Origin of the sequence: Ruminococcus sp., assembly GCF_017650195.1 — a bacterium.
Taxonomy (GTDB): Bacteria; Bacillota; Clostridia; order Oscillospirales; family Ruminococcaceae; genus Ruminococcus.
Genome location: NZ_JAGCFH010000281.1, coordinates 1 through 19,885, shown reverse-complemented (window position 1 = coordinate 19,885; position 19,885 = coordinate 1). Strand labels below are relative to the sequence as shown.

The window sequence follows — 19,885 nt, the reverse complement described above, 5'->3', positions numbered from 1 at the left end:
CTGAGGATTACTTGTTCTTGTTTACGATACGTGTCTCCTCAGTATTGGAATCTAGGTTCACGTAGCGTACAAAGAGGGAAACCTTGTTATCTGCGTTGAGGTTGTTCCAGAGCATGTCCGTAAACTCATCAATATTACCGCTTATACCTACGAGCTTGGGTTCGCCCTCAAAGCTCGGCAGTGGAGAACCGTCTCCCATATATGTGTGGATAAAGTGGCCCTCGCCTGCAATGGGGTTATTATAGCTGAAGGTGAATCTCTGACATGAAGAGGGATCACCGTTTGCGCTTTTCAGTATTGACATAGCGTAGTTGAAGCCATCGCCGCCGAAACGGAGTATGCCTGAGATACGGGGAGTATAGTTTGGAGCATCGTCCTCGAACTCTCTTGTGCGGAGAGACTGCTCGAAGGTGTACTGCTTGTCCATGAGCTCGTAGATGGTGTCTGTCTGGTCGCCGTTTGTAACGATGAGTTTGTTCCCGAGAACTCTTACTGGAGCGTAGATTATAAGGTGTGGATCGGTGAGCTTTGAGGGATCAAACGCCTCTGTGCGTATGCCCTTTCCGTCCTCGATGAATACGCGGTTGCGGCTGTTCTCGCTCCTGCCCATGATGAAATAGGCAGTTACAGCGTACTTTCCGCAGTCTGATTTACCGATGACGATACCTCTTCCGGGATAAGCGTTTGTGCTGAGTTCCTTTGCAAGATCGAGCTTTCTCATAATAATAACTCCTTTCGGGTAATTGATTATATCAGTATCTTAAGATAAGTGTGAGTATGAAGTCTGTTACAACTATCACCAGCACTGCAAGTGTGATGATGTTGAGAGTTTTGGGTTTCGGCTTGGCAAGAAGCCAGTTGTAGAATGGCTGAATGAAGTACATGAAAAGTATTCCGCCCATGCCGAACCTCAGAGAAGGCGAGAGCGCTATCCTTGCCTGAAAGTTTATATCATAGTCTGCGTAGGTATTCCACGGCCATGAGCCTGTGAAATATTCAAGGATATATGTGCCTGTGAGTTCCACAGCTGTTGCGACAGCCATAGAGCCGAAGAATATTATAAATGGACGGGATATCTGTAAGAGAAGTCCGCCTTCCTTTTTCATAAACTTTGAGAAAAACAGCAGGAACAGGAGTGCTCCTACAGCGTATATCGGACAGTAGGGTCCGAACATTATCCCAAGATTTGTGAAACCCCATTTATAGACTACTACCTCGAGGAAGACCTCGTAGCACCAGCCCAGTATGGCATACATCCAGAAACAGAGAAAGAGCTTCTGAACAGTTTGTTTTTCCAATAATTCCTTTATCTTTTTCATGATATTATGTCTCTCTTAGCAGTCTATAACCGTAATGTGGTGAATGAATACAACGGCTTCTGCCAATTTCGGCGTGTAGCCTGTAGCCTTGGTGAATATAAAGTCCGTGAGAACTATAGCCAGCACGGTTAGCGTAATGATATTGAGAGTTCTGCGTTTCGGCTTTGCAAGAAGTCGGTCGAAGAATGGCTGTACTATATACATGAACACCCAGCCGCCAAGTCCGAAGCGTAAGGATGTACTTAGAGCGATACGAGCTTGAAAGTTGTATTTGTACCGCGCGTATGTCTGCCATGGCCATGAGCCTGTTGTTGCTTCGAGTATGTAGGTAGCTATCAGCTCCACGAGGGTGGCGATCGCCATACAGCCGAGGAAGATAAGCACCGGTTTAACTATATTCAGCCATTTCACATCCTTTTTCTTCATGAGACGGCCTAAGCACAGCAGGAACAGAAGTGCTCCAACGCCGTATATGGGACAGTAGGGACCGAACATATTGCCCCTGTTGTGAAACCCCCATTTATAGACCACTACCTCGAGGAAGACCTCGTAGCACCAGCCCAGTATGGCATACATCCAGAAGCAGAGAAAGAGCTTCTGAATCACCTGTTTTTCAAATAATCCCTTCAGCTTTTCCATGATATTATTTCACGTAAGCCTTTCCGTCGATTATATCTATCCTGTCCTGACAGTACAGTGAAACAGCTTCGGGAAGCAGCTTCCACTCGACATTTTCCATTATGCGGCGCTGGAGTATTTCAGGAGTGTCATCCCTTTTCACATCGACAGTGCCTTGAAGTATTATAGCGCCTGCATCGGCCTTTTCGTTTACAAAATGTATCGTTGCGCCGCTGACCTTTACTCCGTAAGAAAGCACTGCTTCGTGGACTTTGAGTCCATAGAAGCCTTCTCCGCAGAAGGAAGGTATTAGCGCTGGGTGGACGTTGATTATCTTATAGGCGTAAGCCTTTGTCACGCACTGGTCAAGGATCGTCATAAAGCCAGCCAGCACTACAAGGTCAGCCTTTTCTTCATTGAGAGCTTCAAGTATTGCCTCACTGTAGTTTACGCTGGATGAGTACTCCTTTCGGGGTATGACCCTTGTGGGAATACCGTTGCTTTTAGCGCGTTCAAGAGCGTATACGCCCTCCTTTGAGGAGATTACGCAGGTTATCCTGCCGTTTTTTATGATGCCTGACTTTTCGGCGTCGATAAGCGCCTGAAGGTTTGTGCCGCCGCCCGATACGAGCACGACTATATTCTTCATTATGTATACCTCCTGTTTGCTGTGTCAAGGGAGCGGTGCGTGCAGCTCCATAGACTATTTACTCCGGGAACTGTACGTGTCCCTGTATTATTTCCGTATCGTCGTAGGAAAGAGGAATATCCTCGTCTATGACCACCTGACCGTAGATATCGGTTATGCGGAAGGTAAATGGACCCTTGCCCATATCCCGTGACTCAAAATAATTGTAGGGACGGCGTGGTATCTCGACGAACACGCCGTCTTCATTAAGATATTCAAGTTTTGTTATTGGATAGCGGTGGTTTCTTACCTGTACTCCACACCAGAACTCCGTGCTGCCCTCTTTGTATTTGAAGGATATGGGGGCATTTTCGGCAGTATCGAGCGGGATTATTTTCCAGCTTACGGGAACTCTGCCTTTCTCCACGGGAGCTATCAGCGGAAATGCATCGGTGTAGAGGTCGAGGTCGCCTTTTTTGCCCTCGGGGAGCTCATCCGTTACCAGCATTTTTATAGTGCCAAGCTCGCCTGTCACCTCAAGGTAAGCGCCTGCCAGCTGTGCCTCGTTGTAGTCATAATGGTTCATGGCAACTATCCAGTAGTCGTGTGATACAGGATCAAGCATAGCATGACCGCCTGTATATCCGCCGCCGTAGAAGGTGCCCTCGCCGGTATGTATCGTGCCCTTGGGTTCGAGGATACAGCTCTCGTCGATAGGAAAGTCAGGTATTTCGAACTCTGTGGGCGTCTTGCCGTTGACGCCGAGCAGGAACTTTTGCAGGGCGTTTATCTCAGCCCTTGATATTTCCGTATTCTTTCGTGCTGAGATCATATCGAAGCAGTCCACAATTCCGTCGGAGTTATAATCCATGTCAATATTTACTGCTGCACCGGTGTATACCGGGTTTGCTGCAAGGATCGCGCAGGCGGTCCCGGCAATTAAGAATTTACGTATTTTCATAAACATCACCGTCTTTGATAAAATTGTTCCAAACCACATATCCCTTTTGAACTTATAACATAAAGGCGTTGTATTCGGATAATTTACACGGCTGCTGCTATGATGTATTATCACGTTGTCTGCTGTATCAGCAAATTATAACGCCTTCCTCTGATTCGACAAGCTCGCCGAGCACATAAGCGTCCTCGCCGGCAGCCTTGATAGCTGAGATTGCCTTGTCAGCGTCATTTTTATCAACTGAAACTACCATGCCTACGCCCATATTGAAGGTGTTGAACATATCTCTCTCGGGGATATCTCCAGTTCTACGGATAAGCTCGAATATCGGGAGCACCTGTACCGTGTTCCTGTCAATTTTAGCTGCAAGATTCTTCGGGAGCGCGCGGGGGATGTTCTCGTAGAAGCCGCCGCCTGTGATATGAGATATGGACTTTACTTTTACGGCATCAAGCAGGCTCTTTACAGCCTTTACATAGATTCGTGTGGGAGTGAGCAGACATTCGCCGAGAGTTGTTCCGAGGTCACTGAAGTGCATATTGAGGTTCTGCTCGCTTATGTCGAATACTCTTCTTACCAGTGAGAAGCCGTTTGAGTGAACGCCGCTGGACTTGATTGCGATGAGTACATCGCCAGCCTTCTGTGTGTCAGGCTGGAGTATCTTGTCCTTGTCTACAACGCCTACTGAGAATCCTGCAAGGTCGTATTCGTCCTCGGGCATGAGACCGGGGTGTTCAGCAGTCTCACCGCCTATGAGAGCGCACTCAGCCTGAACGCAGCCCTCCGCAACACCAGATACGATAGTTGCTATCTTCTCGGGATAGTTCTTGCCGCAGGCGATATAATCAAGGAAAAACTGTGGTTTTGCGCCGCAGCATATAATATCGTTCACGCACATGGCAACGCAGTCGATACCGACAGTGTCATGCTTGTCCAGGATGAAGGCGAGCTTTATCTTGGTTCCTACGCCATCGGTACCCGAAACGAGCACAGGCTTGCTGATACCTGTCATATCGAGCTCGAAGAGACCGCCGAAGCCGCCGATACCTGAGAGAGTGCCCTTTATCATGGTACGGGCGATATGTTCCTTCATCAGCTCAACTGACTTGTAGCCGGCGGTAACGTCAACGCCTGCCTTCTTGTAGCTTTCGGAAAAACTGTTGTTCATTGGTTTACCTCCATAGTTGCCTGTCTCCCTGCCGCAGGCAGGGAGACAGATTATAAGTTTATTCTTTACCGTTCCAGCAATATGTGCAGAGACCGCAGGAGTTGAGTCCTACTGCCTTTTCGGTACCCTCAAGGGTCTGGAATTCTAGTGAGGTGAGACGAAGCCTCTTGCAAATCTCGTCCCTAAGCCTGCGCCCTCTCTCTGTATCGGAGTTGCTGTACTCTTCTATATGTCTTACTCCTACGGGACCTTCAAACTCGTCGATTATCTGACGGGCGATGAGCTCCATTTCTGATGTGCTGCGTGAGAAGTTGAGGTACTTGCAGCCGTACATGATAGGAGGACAGGCAGAGCGCATGTGTACTTCTTTTGCGCCGTGCTCATAGAGAAATTCAACTGTTTCTCTCATCTGTGTTCCTCTTACAATACTGTCATCGACAAAGAGGAGCTTCTTGCCGCTGATAAGCTCATGTACGGGTATGAGCTTCATTTTAGCTACCTGATTTCTCATGCTCTGGTTTGTGGGCATGAAACTTCTAGGCCATGTGGGAGTATACTTGATGAAAGGTCTTGCAAAGGGTATACCGCTCTTATTAGCATAGCCTATAGCGTGGGGAGTTCCGGAATCAGGGACTCCGCATATATAGTCAACGTCGGGAAGTCTGCCGTTCTTGATGTCGTTCTCAGCCATTATCTCTCCGTTGCGGGTACGCATTACCTCTACGTTGACGCTCTCATATACGGCGTTTGGATAACCGTAGTAGGTCCACAGGAAGGTACATATCTTCATCTTAGATGCGTCGCCCTCTGCGATAGTCTTACATTCGTCAGCTGTGAGTTCAACTATCTCTCCGGGGAGGAGCTCCTTGTAAGTAGTGTAGCCCAACTTTTGGAAGGCGAATGACTCTGTCGAAAGGCAGAAGCCGTCGCTCCTTTTGCCGATGATTATAGGAAGTCGGCCGTACTGATCTCTTGCGGCGATTATGCTCTTCTGTGTAAGCACGATAAGAGACATGGTGCCTTCTATCTTTCCCTGGGCGTAGCGTATGCCATCCACGAAGGAATCCTTCTGTGCGATGAGAGCACCGATAAGGTCGCCTGAGTTGATATTTCCGCTGCTCATTGCCTCGAAGTTGGCGCAGCCATTTTCAAGGAGCTCGTTTACAAGAGTATCGGCGTTGCGGATTATACCCACAGAACATACAGCATATATACCGAGCTTTGAGCGGACGAGTATAGGCTGGGGATCTGTATCGCTGATACAGCCGATACAGATCTTTCCACGCATAGTCACAACATCGTCTTCAAATTTGGTACGGAAGGGCGAATTTTCGATACTGTGGATATTTCTCTGAAATCCGTGTTCCTCCGACCATGAGGTCATACCTCCACGTCTTGTGCCGAGGTGTGAATGATAATCAGTTCCGAAAAATACGTCGGTAACGCAGTCATTTTTGGAAGCTGCTCCGAAAAAACCGCCCATAGCTTATTCTCCCATAAGTCTCTTCATGATTTCCTGATATGCTTCTTCAACGCCTCCCATATCTCTGCGGAAGCGATCCTTGTCCAGTTTCTCATGAGTGGTAGAATCCCAAAAGCGGCAGGTGTCGGGAGAAATTTCGTCAGCGAGAATAATAGTGCCATCAGCAGTCTTACCGAACTCTATTTTGAAGTCAATGAGGTCAATGTTGAGTCCCTTGAAGAACTTTACCATGAACTCATTTACCTTGAAGGCGTACTTCGATATAGTGTCGATATCCTCCTTTGTTGCGATACCGAGAGCCAGTGCGTAGTAGTCGTTTATGAATGGATCGCCGAGATCGTCATTCTTGTAGCTGAATTCAAGGATTGGGCAGAGAAGCTTCTTTCCTTCTTCAACGCCCATTCTCTTTGAGAAGCTGCCAGCAGCAACGTTTCTTATGATGACCTCAAGGGGAACGATCGAGACCTTCTTGACGATAGTTTCGCGGTCGCTGATCTCCTCTACAAGATGAGTGGGAACGCCTTCCTTTTCGAGCATCTTGAACATATAATTGGTCATCTTGTTATTGATGACGCCCTTACCTGTGATAGTGCCCTTCTTCTCGCCGTTGAACGCTGTAGCGTCATCCTTGTAATCAACAATAACGAGGTTAGGATCATTTGTGGCAAAGACTTTCTTAGCCTTGCCCTCATAGAGCTGTTCCTTCTTTTCAATGTTTGACATTTTAAAATTCCTCCTTGAGAATTGTTTGAATGAATATATATGCAATTCCGCATCATCGCGGAGATTGTAGGCTTTATTTCAAATCCGCAATTCGTAATTATTGTATCGCTAACGCGAAATATACTTAGAAGTAATACTGCGGTTACGAATTATTGACCAAGCAGCATATCAGCCGCTTCGTCAGGCGTTTCTGCGATGAAATCGGCGCCTGCTTCCTTGAGCTCCTCTATTGAGCCGAAGCCCCAGAGAATGCCCATGCATTTTATACCTGTTTTATGTGCGCCGAAGACGTCCTGTCTGCGGTCGCCTATCATTAGTACCTTGCTCCTGTCGGTGATGCCTCTCTGTGCAAGGACGTATTCTATGACCTCGTCCTTGTAATCCCGGGAGCCGTCAAGCTCTGCGCCTCCTACGAATTCAAAGAACTGCGATAACCCAAACCTGTCAAATATACGTATCGCGTACACCTGCGGTTTGCTGGTGGCGACCATGAGCCTTTTGCCGCCCTTTTTCAGTCTGTCTAGCATTTCTGATACACCTTCGTAGACACGGTTTTCAAAAAGTCCCACGGTAGAATATCTTTCGCGGAATATTTTTACAGCTTGGTTTACCTGTTCTTCGTTCATGCCGCAGAACTCGGCAAAGGACTGCCGTATTGGAGGTCCGAGAAATTTATTGCTGTCCTCGGGAACTGCAAAGCCCATTTGCGTTATGGCATTCACGAGACATTTGATTATGCCTTCGGTGGAGTCTGTAAGAGTTCCGTCCAGATCAAAGAGCAGGGTAGTATATCCCGTCATATCACGTATCAAGGGAGATATCATTCCAGTCGGCAGTATCGCAGACAAGCCATTCAAGACCGCGTCTGCGCTCAGAAACGGCGTCGGTATTGAGACCGCCTATCGGGCATTTTGTGTCTATACTCTCATGCTGTACTACTGCCCAGTGATAACGGTAGTAGAGATCCAGCATATCCATTATCTCGTCAGCGCTCCTAAGACTGCATTTCTCCCTGAATTCCTCATAGCTACCACTCTGTGAAACAAAGCGGACAGCCTGAGGGCAGTCACAGATGTTTTCAGCGTCGGTTATATCGTCAACAAGTCCGAGAGCCCATACCAGCGTCCAGTAGGACTCGTACTCCCATACAACGTCAATAACATCCTGCTGGGTATAGGAGCCGTCAACAAGGCGCCTTTCCTTGGCGTTGAGGCAGTCCTTTACGCCGAAGTAGTCCATGAGACCGACAAAATAGTTTACGTCCTCGTCGTTCTGCTCGCTCCTTCCGAAACCTACCTGCGTTGAGAGCAGGGCTGCTATGGCACGTCTGCATACCTCGTCGAGGCTTCTAAGCTTTATCTGTGAAGCAGGCTCGGTGTGCGGAAGGCCAGGATTTATGCCTATACCCTTTGCGGCTATGATTTTTTCAGAGTTTGCCTTTCTTTCAGCTGGCGCCATGATAGTACCTCCTTATCACGGGGAATGGGATTGTTGTTAGAGTGCACTAATCTGCTCCTGAAGAGCTTTGTCTTTGGCGATAACACCATCAGCCATAGCCTGCTTCTCAGCTGCTAGCTTTGCGGCAAGCTCTTCATCGGCTATAGCGAGCATCTGTACAGCGAGCACAGCTGCATTCTTTGCACCGTCTATGCCTACTGTGGCTACCGGAACTCCGGGAGGCATCATAACCGTTGCGAGGAGAGCGTCAACTCCCTCAAGAGCCTTTGATTTCATTGGTATTCCGATAACAGGCAGGGTGGTATGTCCTGCAACTACTCCCGCAAGGTGAGCAGCCATACCGGCGGCGCATATAATAGCTCCGAAGCCGTTTTCCCTTGCCTTTGAAGCGAATTCGCAGGCTTCTGCTGGAGTTCTGTGTGCGCTCATTACCCGGCACTCGAACTCAACATCGTACTTTTTGAGCTCTGTGAGAGCTGATTTAACAACAGGGAAGTCACTGTCGCTTCCCATGATAACTGCAACTTTTTTTGCCATGATGTTTTCTCCTTTTTATTCTTTAGTGAACTTGAAACCGGCTATCTCGCTTATAATAATTCAGCTCCCGTATTTTGTTCACCGGGAGGAAAGTTTTTTCTCAGTCTGACGATACTACAAGCAACACGGCAGTGATGAATGAGAACTTGCTTATCACATCACTATTCTTCCTGTTCGCCCTCAGGCTCGGCTTTGGGGTAATTTGGCTTTTCGTTTGAGAATTTTACAGATACTATCTGGAAATCCGCCGAAGAGCTTCCTGAAAACGCGAGATCTGCTCTGCATTTTTCGTGTAGTTGCATAGGTCTGCCGCTGGCGGTGTAATTCAAGTCGGTTTCGACTGTAAGCGACACCTCTGCCTTTATGGTATCGCCGTCTGATGATACATGAGTAACGAGGATATCCGAGAGCTTTTTCAGACTGCATGACAGTCCGGTCTCGTTAGGGAAAAGAGTCTCTATCTGCGATGATTCTGAGAGCTCCGGAAACTCTGTCCCTCCGGAAAATGCGAATTCCACGTATTTTTTGATATCCCTTGATATAGTTTCGAGTATCTGGGGTGTGAGCTTGGCAAGGTATTTTTCCTTTTTCACCTCGAAACTGTAAGGAAACTTTTTCTGCATTACAAAGCCGTCCACAGTGGCTTCTCTGAATATCAATCCGTCGTCCTTCACGGCATAGAGGTAGGAGCCATTCTCTGTACTCAGAGTGAGATTGTCGCCCGACGTTTTGAAGCTCCTCCACGTTTCTGCGAAGCAGGGACTGAAATTCTGGTCGTATACCGCATAGCTACCGTTGTCGGCTGACTTTGCAAAGTACAGGGTGCGGGTTGGAAACTTTACGGGCTCAATCGACGAATAGACGAAGGGAACAGTGATATTTCCCTCGTAGTCTATGCAGCCGTAAAGCAGCTTACTCTTGATGCGCTTTTCTGCTATGCACATACTGCTCTGGGTGAAACGGATATCGTTCCACTCCGGGTAGACTATTACCCTGTCGCTGCTGTCAATTATGCCGGTGAGACCACTGCTGTCCTTGAATATGCGGATTCCGTCAGAGCTAGTGTCTATTATCCTTTCCACGGCAGGCTGTTCGTCACTGCTGACGGAGCTCTTCGCGGAATCGGAATTGAACCGCGTTATCGCGGCTGCGAGGACGATGATGACTATGAACAATACGGAAGCCAAGAGTCTTACGTGCTTATTCATGGTCTCCGCACCTCCTTACAGTCATTTCTTCTCGTCTGCTGCGGAGCCGTTCTCCTGAGCGGCGCCGTTCTGAGCCGCAGACTTCCGACTGCGGTAAAGCTCCTCTGTTTCCTTGGTTATGTAAATTGGACGGTTCTTCGTCTCAAGGTATGTCTTGGAAAGGTACTGACCTAGGATACCTACGCAGAAGAGCTGGAGTCCGCTGAACAGGAAGATCAGACAGAGCATCGTGGGATATCCGTCGGGAGCGTTGAGCCAGCCGAAAGCTGACCTGATTATCGTTATGACTATGAGCACAAAGGCTATTAAGCAGGTTATCATTCCCAGCAGTGATGCTATGGCGAGAGGAGCAGTGGAGAATGCCATTATGCCTTCGAGGGAGTACTTGAAAAGTCCCCAGAAAGACCATGAGGACGTACCTGCAGGACGCTCTACATTCTCGTATTCGATATACTTTGTATTGAAGCCCACCCAGCTGAATATGCCTTTCGAGAAGCGGTTGTACTCAGACATATCAAGAATGGCATCCACCATCTGTCTTGTCATGAAGCGGAAATCCTGAGCTCCGTCAACGATCTCCGTCTGGGATATCTTGTTCATTATCCTATAGAACAGCCTTGCAAACCACGAACGCACCTTTGATTCGCCCTTGCGGCTGACACGGCGCGTGGTAGCACAGTCGTATTCGCCGTTCCTTACATAGCTGTACATCTTCGGAAGGAATGAAGGGGGATGCTGAAGATCAGCGTCCATTACCACTACGAAGTCGCCCTTGGCGTTCTTAAGACCGGCGTACATACCGGATTCCTTGCCGAAATTCCTTGAAAACGAAATGTATCTCACTCTCTTGTCTCTGTCTGCAAGACCGCGGAGAAGGTCGAGAGTAGTATCTTTTGAACCGTCGTTGATGAACAGGTACTCAAATTCAAGCTCTGGGAAGTCCTTTGACATCTGTGCCGACACTTTGGTTATCTCCTCATAGAACATGGGAAGAACTTCCTGCTCGTTGTAACACGGAACAACTACTGAAACGAGTTTCACGTTTTTTCCTCCTTTGAAAGAAGCTGGCGGCAGACATCTTCCGGTGCCTGCCAATACACTATTAATAATACAACAAAATCAATGATAATGCAATAGAAAAATGAGTTTTTAATAATTTTTTACACATAAGTAAAATAATGACTGTTCAATGACGCGATTTTGATACATCTGATAGAATAATGTGGAACATCAGATGAGAGGAAACAGGCTGAAAATCTGATTTCACGCAAAAAACGTATTATTTTTTACCTAATTAAGTTGAGATATTGACAGGAAAAATTGACAAAAAAATCAATAACGATTTGTTATTATCACCGAAAATTTTAAAAACGGTATAATTTTTGCGTTCATTTCTTAAGAAAGTGTTGATTTTTTTTGAAATATCATGTATAATATACTTGTATAGATATTCGCATTAAAAGCTCTGCGGCACGGTCCTCTTTACCGTTGTCTGCAACAATTTTTGGAGTGCGATTTGCGAGCTGGGAAATCGGCTGCCCGCTGCCGTAAAGCGGATACTGCAGTTTCGCAGTGGTGGGGAGAGAAGAAATATGGATATTATTCTGGTAACATCCTCGTTCGACAAAGTGGTTCACGGGACCGAGAACGAGAAGAAAACAGGCTGCGGTATCAACCTGATGAAGCCTGAAAACGTGACTCGCTTTCACAGAACGTCCCTTATGACAGATCTTAAGGAGATAACTTGTGAAAAATGTAAGGCGAATCTCGCGAAGAAGCTTATAAAAGCTGACAGAAAGGAAATTTCGCTCCTTCTCAAGGAAGAGAAAAAACGCGAAAAAATGGGTATGAACGATGTGGGAATAGTTCCACTCGGAAATACTACGGCAAGGATTACAAGAGATCCTAATGCCAAGCAGAAAGAGGAAATGGCAAGAAGAAGGGCTCAGGAAGAACTTAGGAAAGCTGCCGAGGAGCAGCGCAGAGCCGCTGAGGAGGAAGCTCAGAGGAATGAGCTTGATCAGTTCAAGTATCAGCCTCAGGCAGAAACTCCACAGAACGGTTTCCCGGGTCCGGGCGCGCCTGCCGGCAACAATCTTGCCCAGTTTGCGATTAATCCGCATGAGAATAACAATCCGGCTCCCGCAGAGGATGATTTTCTTGCACAGTTCGCGATACAGAAGCCCGGCGAAGAACATGCCGCTCCGATGCAGCATGCAGCAGTTCCCCAGGACGATTTCCTCGCACAGTTTGCTATACCAAATCCACAAAATCCTGCTGAGCAGCCGGCTCAGTTCTACAACCAGCCGCAGAATTTCGGCCAGTCTCAGGGATACGGCCAGCCCCAGAATTACGGTCAGCCCCAGAACTACGAAGATATGGGCGGCTATGATAATGCAGGCGATTATACTGATATGGGCGGCTACGACGATGCATATCAGCAGCATTCGGCACCCGAGATCACACATTCTGACGAGGACATAATGAACCTGTTCTCAATAACCCCGGAGCATCAGCCAGAAAACAATTTCCCGCAGCCTGCCTTCGAGCAGCCTGTATTTGAGGAACCTGTTTATGATGATCAGGCGTTAAATCAGCCGGCATTCGATGAGCCAGTCTATGATGAAGCAATATACGGTGAACCGAACATCTATGACGGCACTCAAACTCTGTATGACGCCAACGGTAATCCTATAGAGGGTCCAATAACACCGGTTTACGGATATGAGCCGGTTCCGGAGCAACCTCTTACACAGGGTACGGAGTGGGACTATGTTGCGGATCAGCTCTTCGGATTTGAGAATACAGCTCCCGGAAGCGATATAGCTCCTTCCAACTTCATTCAGCCAGACGAAATGGCAGAGCTTGCAGTACCAGACATGAGTGCTTCCAATTACGGCAATATGGCGGCAGCAGGGAATATGCCGCAGTACGCCGCTGAGAATACAGGTTATTTGGGAGACGTTTCCACACCGATCTACGGGGATATGGCTGCTAACGTGCTCCAGCACGTACCAGGAGAGACTCCTCTTGTAGAGGATATAGCTGCTCCAGCAGCAGATGAGCTTCCTTCGGCTGAGAGTCTTGCAGCAGCAGCTCTCAACGGCGCTCCGAAGGTAGACGATATCGTTGCTCCTGAATTCGAAGCAATCCCCTCAGCTGAGAGTCTTGCGGCAGCAGCTCTTGAGGGAGTACCGACGGTAGAGGACATTACTGCTCCTGAATTTGATACCCTTCCGGCAGTGGAGGACAATTCAGTTCCCGAGCTTGACGATATTCCCGAGGTTCCAGACATATCAGCACAGGCCCTCGACAGTTTCTCTAAGGCGAGAGATGACGGGGCAGTCGTGTTTGATGATATATCCGAGGCAACATTTAATCAGCCGGTAAAGGCAGAAGAGGAGTATGATTTATATATGAGCGATTACAATAATACAGCACCAAACGCAGGTGCAGAGACAGAGCAGAACCAGCAGGCTCAGCAGCCGCAGATCGTTAAGGTACCCCAGTTCGCTGGATACGACGCCAATAACCAGCCTGTATATAAGTACGTTCAGATGCGTCTTGCAGGTTACGATCAGAACGGCAAGCCTGTATTCATCCCGCTTAACGCACAGCCCAAACAAGCAGCAGCTCCTGCACAGCAGACTGCGGCACAGGCTCAGAGGGCTGCATCGGCTCCTGCACAGCAGCAGGCTCCCGTAAAGTCGGTGGTTCCGAGGAAGCCCGTACAGACAACAGGCACACCTACTGCAAATATCTCCAAGATCGCAGTAAATCCTCACAGTAAGTCTACTTCACAGGCTTTCATCAACGCTATCGCGAGCTCGAGAGAGTACGCTGACAAGAACCTCATCGAGACACAGGGCCTTAAGGCTAACAGCCCCGTTCTTACTTCTGTTGAGGACGTTCTCTCCACAATGGGCGACGATTCCGCAAAGAGAAGACAGATGGCTGCGCAGCAGGCACAGCAGAATGTACCGGTATTTGATGAGTACAAGACCCCTGCAAGAAAATCATTTGGTGGAAATCAGCCTTCAAGACCTATGCAGCAGCAGATGGACGCACGCTATATGACAAAGGCTGAACTGAAAAACAAGAAGAAGCAGGACAAGATCGACGCTAAGTTCAGAAAGGAAATGTCCAAGAGAGGCTTCTGAGAATAACCGGGACCCCCTACGAAATGAGGAAATATAATGGCAAAAAACAAGATCCTTGAGGAGCTGAGGGCAAAGCTCACAGACTCCGCTGAGGATAACAACAGGTTTCTCCGTGCCGAGGCTGAACGCTTTGCAAGTGAGAAAAATCTCGAGGGCGTGGATGCTGCAACGCAGCTCCTTATCGAACTGATGCCTGAGGATCAGAAGGCAGAAATAGACAGACTTACTCATATCGATGGAATGCGCCTCGATGAGATGCATGAAAGGATCATGGAACTCATCAGAGAAAAGAATATTACCGAGGCAAAGTCTCTTGCGGAACGCCTTTACAAGAAAATAATCCTTGACTATAAGGACACTGAGACCTCAAAGTTCGTATCTCTGAGGAATCCCTTCGAGGATAATCTGTATCAGCTTAGATACAAGTCTGACAAGGTGCTAAACCGTACTCCCTTTGATTTCGGTACATTCATTACTACTTATGGATATCTTCTTGTTGAGACGGGTTCGCCTCTTGACGCTATACCCGTGTTGGAGAAGGCTATGGAGTATAATCCTCTGGACTGCGGTCCGAGGTTTGAGCTTGCGGAGGTATACAAGCTACTGAAAAACAAGAGAATGACTCTCGAAACTACAAGAGAGACTCTTAAGGTTGCTTCGTCGCCGGTGGCTATCGCAAGATGCTACGCAAACGCAGGCTATGCGCTTACTGATATGGGCGAGTATGACGATGCGTTTGTGTTCCTTGCAGCAAGTGTGTTTTTTGCTCCCCACCCTGCTATTCCTCATGAAATGAGGGACCTCGTTCAGCGAAAGGGCAAGCCCATTAAGCAGCCTTCAAGAAATGACATGATAGAGGTCATGAAGAAGTATAACTTTGAATTTGGACCGGATCAGGATGTTGTTTCAGTAGCTGCTCAGCTTTCCGCCAATTATCTCATGGACAAGGATATACCAAACGCTCTTAAAGCGCTTAAAATGACGTATAACCTCACCCGTGACGAGAAGGTCAAGGAGATAATCCTCACCTACGAGCCTGACGCTCCTATGGTGACTCCGAGACATGACGAGATCGGCGAAGAGCCCATGATAACTCAGACGGTGAACGAGCATACCGAAATTGAATAATATTATATGCCATGGCATTTCTGACAACTGCGCCGGAAATGCTGTGGCTTTTTGTTATGTATCATGTAAAGCAAGTTAACTGAGCTTGAACTAATCACTAAAAGGAATGTACGGCTGTGTTGGCAAATACTAATGTTTAAAATGAGAGTTCCGGCAGACAATAGCTTAAGGAGATGATATTATTAGAAAAAGAAAACACAGGTTTCCCCTTAAGGAATAGGAAGAATACGGATGCTCTGTCTCTTCATCAGGGAAATATGACCAGTCTCATCCTTGTATTCAGCCGAGGATAACAGCGAGAGGGACTCCTATGGTGAGGTGTTTCTTACCATTTCAAGAATATGGCAGAAAAATTAAGAGACTGGCAGAAGAGTTCCAAGGAATTGATTTACAGCTCTTAGCAATATGCACAAATAACGGTCACGAAAATTGACATATATTCCGAAATTTGCAAAAATACTTTATTTATCACTTAAAGCATGGTATAATAGTTAAGGTTTATTTAATCAGGCCTAAACTAAAAAAAGAGGAAGAAATGATGCGGAGATCATTCCGTAAGCAAAAATGGGGGGCATTATGAAAAACGGTGTTAAAATGCTTGATATTGCTACAAAGCTCGGAGTGAGCGTGGTAACAGTATCAAATGCTCTTGCAGGTAGGGACGGCGTGAGTGAGCAGATGAGAAAAAAGATCTGCGAGACCGCCGAAAAAATGGGCTACAAACCCTCAAATACCAAGAGCGAAAGGAAACGCATTGCTCTGCCTAAAACAGGGAAAAATGTGGGTATACTCACCTCGGAGCGCTTTGTGGGTGCAAGAGGAACATTTTACTGGGAGCTGACTGCAAGCATATCCAATCAGCTTTCGCAGATAAACGTCTGCACGGTATACGAGTGTGTCAACTCGGAAAACGAAAAGAACGGAATGCTCCCGAATATGGTGACCGACGGAAAGGTTGACGGCGTTATTGTCATTGGACAGGTACACAGAAAATACATAGAGTGCCTCAGCAAGCTGACAATGCCGGTTATTTTCGTTGACTTCTACGATAACAGGTATAAGGTGGACGCTGTCCTCTCGGATAATTTCAACGGAGGCTATATGCTTACGGATTACCTTGTGGAAAAGGGGCACAGGAATATAGGTTTTATTGGTACACTTAATGCTACGAGCAGTATAAACGACCGATATCTTGGCTATCTGAAATGTATCATGGAAAACGACTTTGAATTCCGTATAGAGTGGATCATCGGTGACAGGACCAAGCAGGGCGTGCTTATTGAGGATATTATGTTTCCCGACGAGATGCCTACGGCTTTTGTATGCAACTGCGACGAGACCGCTTTCAGGGTCATATCTGCTCTTAAGTCCAAGGGCATACGTGTTCCTGAGGATATAAGCGTCGTGGGTTATGATAATTATACAGTGTCGAGTATATGCATACCGACAATTACTACAGTTGAGGTGGATCTCTCGAAAATGGCAGAGGTATCTGTAGGCATTATGGCGAAAAAGCTGGCAGATCCCAGTTATTCTGAGGGTAGACGCATTATTAGCGGAAAGCTCATCGAAAAAGAGAGCGTTCTCGATATAAGCGGAAGCTACAGCGAGGAGCGTTCGAATGCTTTGTAAAAATTTCTTCGGACATTTGAGAACGGTCCAGCAACACAGACATCAGGTGCTTATACACTGTATCAAAGCCGGTATACCCATAAGGGGCTTTCTTCACGATTTGTCGAAGTTTTCACCCACTGAGTTCATACCGGGAGTTAAATATTATCAGGGTACAAGGAGTCCCAACGAGCGTGAACGCGAGGTGGACGGTTACTCTAAGGCTTGGATGCATCATAAGGGCAGGAACAAGCACCACTTTGAGTACTGGACAGATTACGATCCAATCGTTAAAATGCTCGAACCCGTTAAAATGCCAGATATATACATATTTGAGATGTTCTGCGACCGGGTTGCAGCGTCAAAAATATACAATAAGGAAAAGTATAATAACTCCATGCCGCTGGAGTACTTCCTTCGGGCAAAGCCTAAGAGAGTCATCGAAAAGACAACGGCTGAAAAGCTGGAATTTTTGCTTACTATGCTTCGCGACAAGGGCGAGGATGAAACCTTCCGATATATACGAAGACAGGTTAGAAAGAGCCGTTAGCCGATACTGAAGAGCTTCGCACACCGCTTATACCTTCTAACGGAAAACTGGGAATGTTCAATTGTGAACGCATGACTATATTAGTACAACAAAAAGTTATATTCCCACTTGTTTTACATAAAGATTAATATTATGGGCGCACGGTGTGCGCCCTGTTTTTGGAATTGAACCGACCGGAAAGGAGTAACAGGAATGAACCCGAGACTGTCGTATCTGCGTGAAAAAACTGCAAAGCTGACAGCTTCTCCCGGAGTATACATAATGCGAAAAAAGGATAGTTCTATCATATACATCGGGAAGGCTAAGAACCTTCATAACCGCGTCAGCAGCTACTTTCGCGAAAATCCTGACCATACGCCGAAGGTTGCAGCTATGGTGTCTAATGTGTACGATTACGACTTCATAGTTACCGACAGTGAGTTTGAGGCTCTGCTGCTGGAATGCAGCCTCATCAAGCAGCATAAGCCGAAGTATAACATACTCCTGAAGGACGACAAGGGATATCATTATATACGCATTTCAGACGAAGAGTATCCGCGTATAACCAATGAAAAAAACACGAAACAGAGCGGTACCTATCTTGGCCCCTATACTAGTGGTTTTATTACAAAGGAGGCTGTTAATGAAGCGAACCGTGTGTTCATGCTGCCTACTTGCAAACGTCGTTTTCCTCAGGATTTCGGAAAAAGCCGCCCATGCCTCAACTACCACATCAAGCAGTGTATGGGAGTGTGCAGGGGCAGGATAAGTGCTGAGGACTACCGAAGCGCTGTAAATCAGGCTGTAGAGTTCATAAAGAGTGGCAGTGCGGAGTCCGTGGAGAGAATGAAAGCCGAAATGGAACGTGCCGCAGAGGAGCTCGATTTCGAGAAGGCAGCGATGCTCCGGGATCGTATCACTGCGGTGAAAAAGGCTTCGGAAAAGCAGAAGATAATTAACAGTGGTGTGGAGTCAGCAGACGTTATAGGTATTGCCGAATTTTATGAGGGACTGTATATTTCAGTGCTCATGTATCGTGAGGACAGGCTTTTTGACAAAGCTGTCTTTGAGATACCGCTGCCTGACAGAAACGAAGAGATACTTGGTCAGTTCATGTTGCAATTTTACTACAAAAAACCAGATATACCGAAGAATATCGTGGTGGACCATATTCCCTCAGACAGAGAGCTCCTCGTTGAGATGCTGGAGACTCAAGCAAAGAGAAAGGTTAATCTTCATGTTCCGCAGAAGGGGCGTCAGCTTGAGCTCCTTAGACTGGCTAAAAATAACAGTGCGGAATATGCTGCAATAAAGAATTCACGCACAGGTAAAGAGGTATTAGCCCTCGAACAGCTGGGACAAAGCCTTGGTCTTTCAAAGCCACCGCGATATATCGAAGCATACGATATATCAAACCTTTCCTCTGAGTCAATGGTCGCTGGCATGGTGGTATTCGAGGACGGCAGACCACTGAAAAAGGCGTACAAGCGCTTTACCGTGAAGGAGCAGGAACTTCAGAACGACTACGGAAGTATGCGGGAGGTGTTGAAAAGAAGGCTCATGCATATAATAATTGGGGATGGGGATGAGTACTTCACACGAACTCCCGACCTTATACTCCTTGATGGTGGCAAAGGTCACGTTAACGCTGTAGAACCGCTGCTTCGGGAGCTTGGATTGGATATACCCCTGTTTGGTATGGTCAAGGACGACAAGCACCGCACGAGAGCTATTGCAACGGGTGGCAGGGAAATACAGATTAACAGTTTGAAAGCCGTTTTCGACCTTGTTACGAGGATACAGGACGAGGTACACAGATTTTCCGTTAGCTTCATGCACTCGCGCCACAAGAAAAAAACATACAGCTCGGAGCTCCTAAATGTACGTGGTATAGGTGAAAAGAAGGCTGCCAAGCTGTTCATGAGATATAAGACGATTGCAAATCTGAAAAAAGCTTCTCCAGAGGAGCTTGCGGTTGCCGCCGGAGTGGGTCAGGAAACTGCAAACGAGCTATGGAAAGTCATACATGAGATGTGAGTTATTCTCCTTGATACGGTGAAAAAGTCTATATTATAATAGTATACGTGAATACTTTTATGAAAACGGTGTAATATGGTAAAAAATATAAACTTGTCCACAGAATTCAATGGGGTTTTTACCTTTAGGGAAAGGCATTTTAGTGCAAGAACGTGCAAAATGACTAAATTACTATAAAGCAAATTGCCGCAGTTCACAATTCTGTAAAAATAAGATAAAAAAAAGGTGTTTTATGTTGCATTTTAAAAGTGAGTGTGATATAATTATTGTGGAAGTTTAACAATGTTTGGTATCTGTGTGTTTATACCATATATTGCGCT

Annotated in this window: 18 protein-coding genes; 5 read left to right on the top strand and 13 right to left on the bottom strand. The window is 46.9% G+C overall.

The window, feature by feature from the left end:
- Positions 1-7 precede the first annotated feature (7 nt).
- The 13 genes from J6U00_RS12750 to J6U00_RS12690 all read right to left on the bottom strand — a co-directional run bounded on the left by J6U00_RS12750 (position 8) and on the right by J6U00_RS12690 (position 11,141).
- Positions 8-721, bottom strand: coding sequence for an IMP cyclohydrolase (locus J6U00_RS12750; protein WP_296582416.1), 714 nt, complete (start codon positions 719-721; stop codon positions 8-10).
- Between the two features lie 31 nt (positions 722-752).
- Positions 753-1,319 carry a putative ABC transporter permease gene (locus J6U00_RS12745; protein WP_296582415.1) on the bottom strand — a complete coding sequence of 189 codons (567 nt, stop codon included), beginning with the start codon at positions 1,317-1,319 and terminating at the stop codon, positions 753-755.
- Between the two features lie 15 nt (positions 1,320-1,334).
- The gene (locus J6U00_RS12740; RefSeq protein ID WP_296582414.1) at positions 1,335-1,958 is read right to left on the bottom strand and encodes a putative ABC transporter permease; all 624 of its coding nucleotides are present in this window, start codon (positions 1,956-1,958) and stop codon (positions 1,335-1,337) included.
- A gap of 4 nt (positions 1,959-1,962) precedes the next feature.
- Positions 1,963-2,586, bottom strand: coding sequence for a phosphoribosylglycinamide formyltransferase (purN, locus tag J6U00_RS12735; RefSeq protein WP_296582412.1), 624 nt, complete (start codon positions 2,584-2,586; stop codon positions 1,963-1,965).
- Between the two features lie 58 nt (positions 2,587-2,644).
- Positions 2,645-3,526 (bottom strand): expansin EXLX1 family cellulose-binding protein, encoded by an 882-nt coding sequence (locus J6U00_RS12730; RefSeq protein WP_296582410.1) that lies wholly within the window; start codon positions 3,524-3,526, stop codon positions 2,645-2,647.
- A gap of 127 nt (positions 3,527-3,653) precedes the next feature.
- Positions 3,654-4,691, bottom strand: a complete 1,038-nt coding sequence (purM, locus tag J6U00_RS12725) for a phosphoribosylformylglycinamidine cyclo-ligase (RefSeq protein ID WP_296582409.1) — start codon at positions 4,689-4,691, stop codon at positions 3,654-3,656.
- Positions 4,692-4,749: 58 nt separating this feature from the next.
- A complete protein-coding gene (locus J6U00_RS12720; protein ID WP_296582407.1) occupies positions 4,750-6,174 on the bottom strand; it encodes an amidophosphoribosyltransferase in 1,425 nt (474 codons plus the stop codon).
- A gap of 3 nt (positions 6,175-6,177) precedes the next feature.
- On the bottom strand, positions 6,178-6,897 hold the full coding sequence (purC, locus tag J6U00_RS12715; protein WP_296570751.1) for a phosphoribosylaminoimidazolesuccinocarboxamide synthase: 720 nt from the start codon (positions 6,895-6,897) through the stop codon (positions 6,178-6,180).
- Positions 6,898-7,046: 149 nt separating this feature from the next.
- Complete coding sequence (locus J6U00_RS12710; RefSeq protein WP_296582406.1) at positions 7,047-7,754, bottom strand: HAD hydrolase-like protein; 708 nt, start codon at positions 7,752-7,754, stop codon at positions 7,047-7,049.
- The gene (locus tag J6U00_RS12705) at positions 7,699-8,355 is read right to left on the bottom strand and encodes a DUF4272 domain-containing protein (RefSeq protein WP_296582404.1); all 657 of its coding nucleotides are present in this window, start codon (positions 8,353-8,355) and stop codon (positions 7,699-7,701) included. Before J6U00_RS12705 ends, J6U00_RS12710 begins: the two co-directional genes overlap by 56 nt.
- A gap of 36 nt (positions 8,356-8,391) precedes the next feature.
- The gene (gene purE / locus J6U00_RS12700) at positions 8,392-8,892 is read right to left on the bottom strand and encodes a 5-(carboxyamino)imidazole ribonucleotide mutase (RefSeq protein WP_296582402.1); all 501 of its coding nucleotides are present in this window, start codon (positions 8,890-8,892) and stop codon (positions 8,392-8,394) included.
- 161 nt (positions 8,893-9,053) lie between these two features.
- Positions 9,054-10,100 carry a WG repeat-containing protein gene (locus J6U00_RS12695; protein WP_296582401.1) on the bottom strand — a complete coding sequence of 349 codons (1,047 nt, stop codon included), beginning with the start codon at positions 10,098-10,100 and terminating at the stop codon, positions 9,054-9,056.
- A gap of 21 nt (positions 10,101-10,121) precedes the next feature.
- The gene (locus J6U00_RS12690) at positions 10,122-11,141 is read right to left on the bottom strand and encodes a glycosyltransferase family 2 protein (RefSeq protein WP_296582399.1); all 1,020 of its coding nucleotides are present in this window, start codon (positions 11,139-11,141) and stop codon (positions 10,122-10,124) included.
- Between the two features lie 551 nt (positions 11,142-11,692).
- On the opposite strand from J6U00_RS12690, the gene J6U00_RS12685 reads away from it, so the two are divergent.
- The 5 genes from J6U00_RS12685 (at position 11,693) to uvrC (ending at position 19,565) form a co-directional block, all read left to right on the top strand.
- Positions 11,693-14,260 carry a hypothetical protein gene (locus J6U00_RS12685; protein WP_296582398.1) on the top strand — a complete coding sequence of 856 codons (2,568 nt, stop codon included), beginning with the start codon at positions 11,693-11,695 and terminating at the stop codon, positions 14,258-14,260.
- Between the two features lie 36 nt (positions 14,261-14,296).
- Positions 14,297-15,388 carry a tetratricopeptide repeat protein gene (locus J6U00_RS12680; RefSeq protein ID WP_296582397.1) on the top strand — a complete coding sequence of 364 codons (1,092 nt, stop codon included), beginning with the start codon at positions 14,297-14,299 and terminating at the stop codon, positions 15,386-15,388.
- Positions 15,389-15,964: 576 nt separating this feature from the next.
- Entirely contained in the window at positions 15,965-17,020 is a 1,056-nt protein-coding gene (locus tag J6U00_RS12675; RefSeq protein ID WP_296582395.1) for a LacI family DNA-binding transcriptional regulator, read from the top strand.
- On the top strand, positions 17,010-17,549 hold the full coding sequence (locus J6U00_RS12670) for a DUF5662 family protein (RefSeq protein WP_296582394.1): 540 nt from the start codon (positions 17,010-17,012) through the stop codon (positions 17,547-17,549). Before J6U00_RS12675 ends, J6U00_RS12670 begins: the two co-directional genes overlap by 11 nt.
- 192 nt (positions 17,550-17,741) lie before the next feature.
- Entirely contained in the window at positions 17,742-19,565 is a 1,824-nt protein-coding gene (gene uvrC / locus J6U00_RS12665; protein ID WP_296582393.1) for an excinuclease ABC subunit UvrC, read from the top strand.
- Positions 19,566-19,885 lie beyond the last annotated feature (320 nt).

Excerpts from the sequence above, each read along its gene's own strand:
- purM (WP_296582409.1), bottom strand. The coding sequence starts at position 4,691 with ATGAACAACAGTTTTTCCGAAAGCTACAAGAAGGCAGGCGTTGACGTT.
- J6U00_RS12745 (WP_296582415.1), bottom strand. The coding sequence starts at position 1,319 with ATGAAAAAGATAAAGGAATTATTGGAAAAACAAACTGTTCAGAAGCTC.
- uvrC (WP_296582393.1), top strand. The coding sequence starts at position 17,742 with ATGAACCCGAGACTGTCGTATCTGCGTGAAAAAACTGCAAAGCTGACA.
- purC (WP_296570751.1), bottom strand. The coding sequence starts at position 6,897 with ATGTCAAACATTGAAAAGAAGGAACAGCTCTATGAGGGCAAGGCTAAG.
- J6U00_RS12720 (WP_296582407.1), bottom strand. The coding sequence starts at position 6,174 with ATGGGCGGTTTTTTCGGAGCAGCTTCCAAAAATGACTGCGTTACCGAC.
- J6U00_RS12670 (WP_296582394.1), top strand. The coding sequence starts at position 17,010 with ATGCTTTGTAAAAATTTCTTCGGACATTTGAGAACGGTCCAGCAACAC.
- J6U00_RS12705 (WP_296582404.1), bottom strand. The coding sequence starts at position 8,355 with ATGGCGCCAGCTGAAAGAAAGGCAAACTCTGAAAAAATCATAGCCGCA.
- J6U00_RS12685 (WP_296582398.1), top strand. The coding sequence starts at position 11,693 with ATGGATATTATTCTGGTAACATCCTCGTTCGACAAAGTGGTTCACGGG.
- purE (WP_296582402.1), bottom strand. The coding sequence starts at position 8,892 with ATGGCAAAAAAAGTTGCAGTTATCATGGGAAGCGACAGTGACTTCCCT.
- J6U00_RS12695 (WP_296582401.1), bottom strand. The coding sequence starts at position 10,100 with ATGAATAAGCACGTAAGACTCTTGGCTTCCGTATTGTTCATAGTCATC.
- purN (WP_296582412.1), bottom strand. The coding sequence starts at position 2,586 with ATGAAGAATATAGTCGTGCTCGTATCGGGCGGCGGCACAAACCTTCAG.
- J6U00_RS12680 (WP_296582397.1), top strand. The coding sequence starts at position 14,297 with ATGGCAAAAAACAAGATCCTTGAGGAGCTGAGGGCAAAGCTCACAGAC.
- J6U00_RS12750 (WP_296582416.1), bottom strand. The coding sequence starts at position 721 with ATGAGAAAGCTCGATCTTGCAAAGGAACTCAGCACAAACGCTTATCCC.
- J6U00_RS12730 (WP_296582410.1), bottom strand. The coding sequence starts at position 3,526 with ATGAAAATACGTAAATTCTTAATTGCCGGGACCGCCTGCGCGATCCTT.
- J6U00_RS12740 (WP_296582414.1), bottom strand. The coding sequence starts at position 1,958 with ATGGAAAAGCTGAAGGGATTATTTGAAAAACAGGTGATTCAGAAGCTC.
- J6U00_RS12675 (WP_296582395.1), top strand. The coding sequence starts at position 15,965 with ATGAAAAACGGTGTTAAAATGCTTGATATTGCTACAAAGCTCGGAGTG.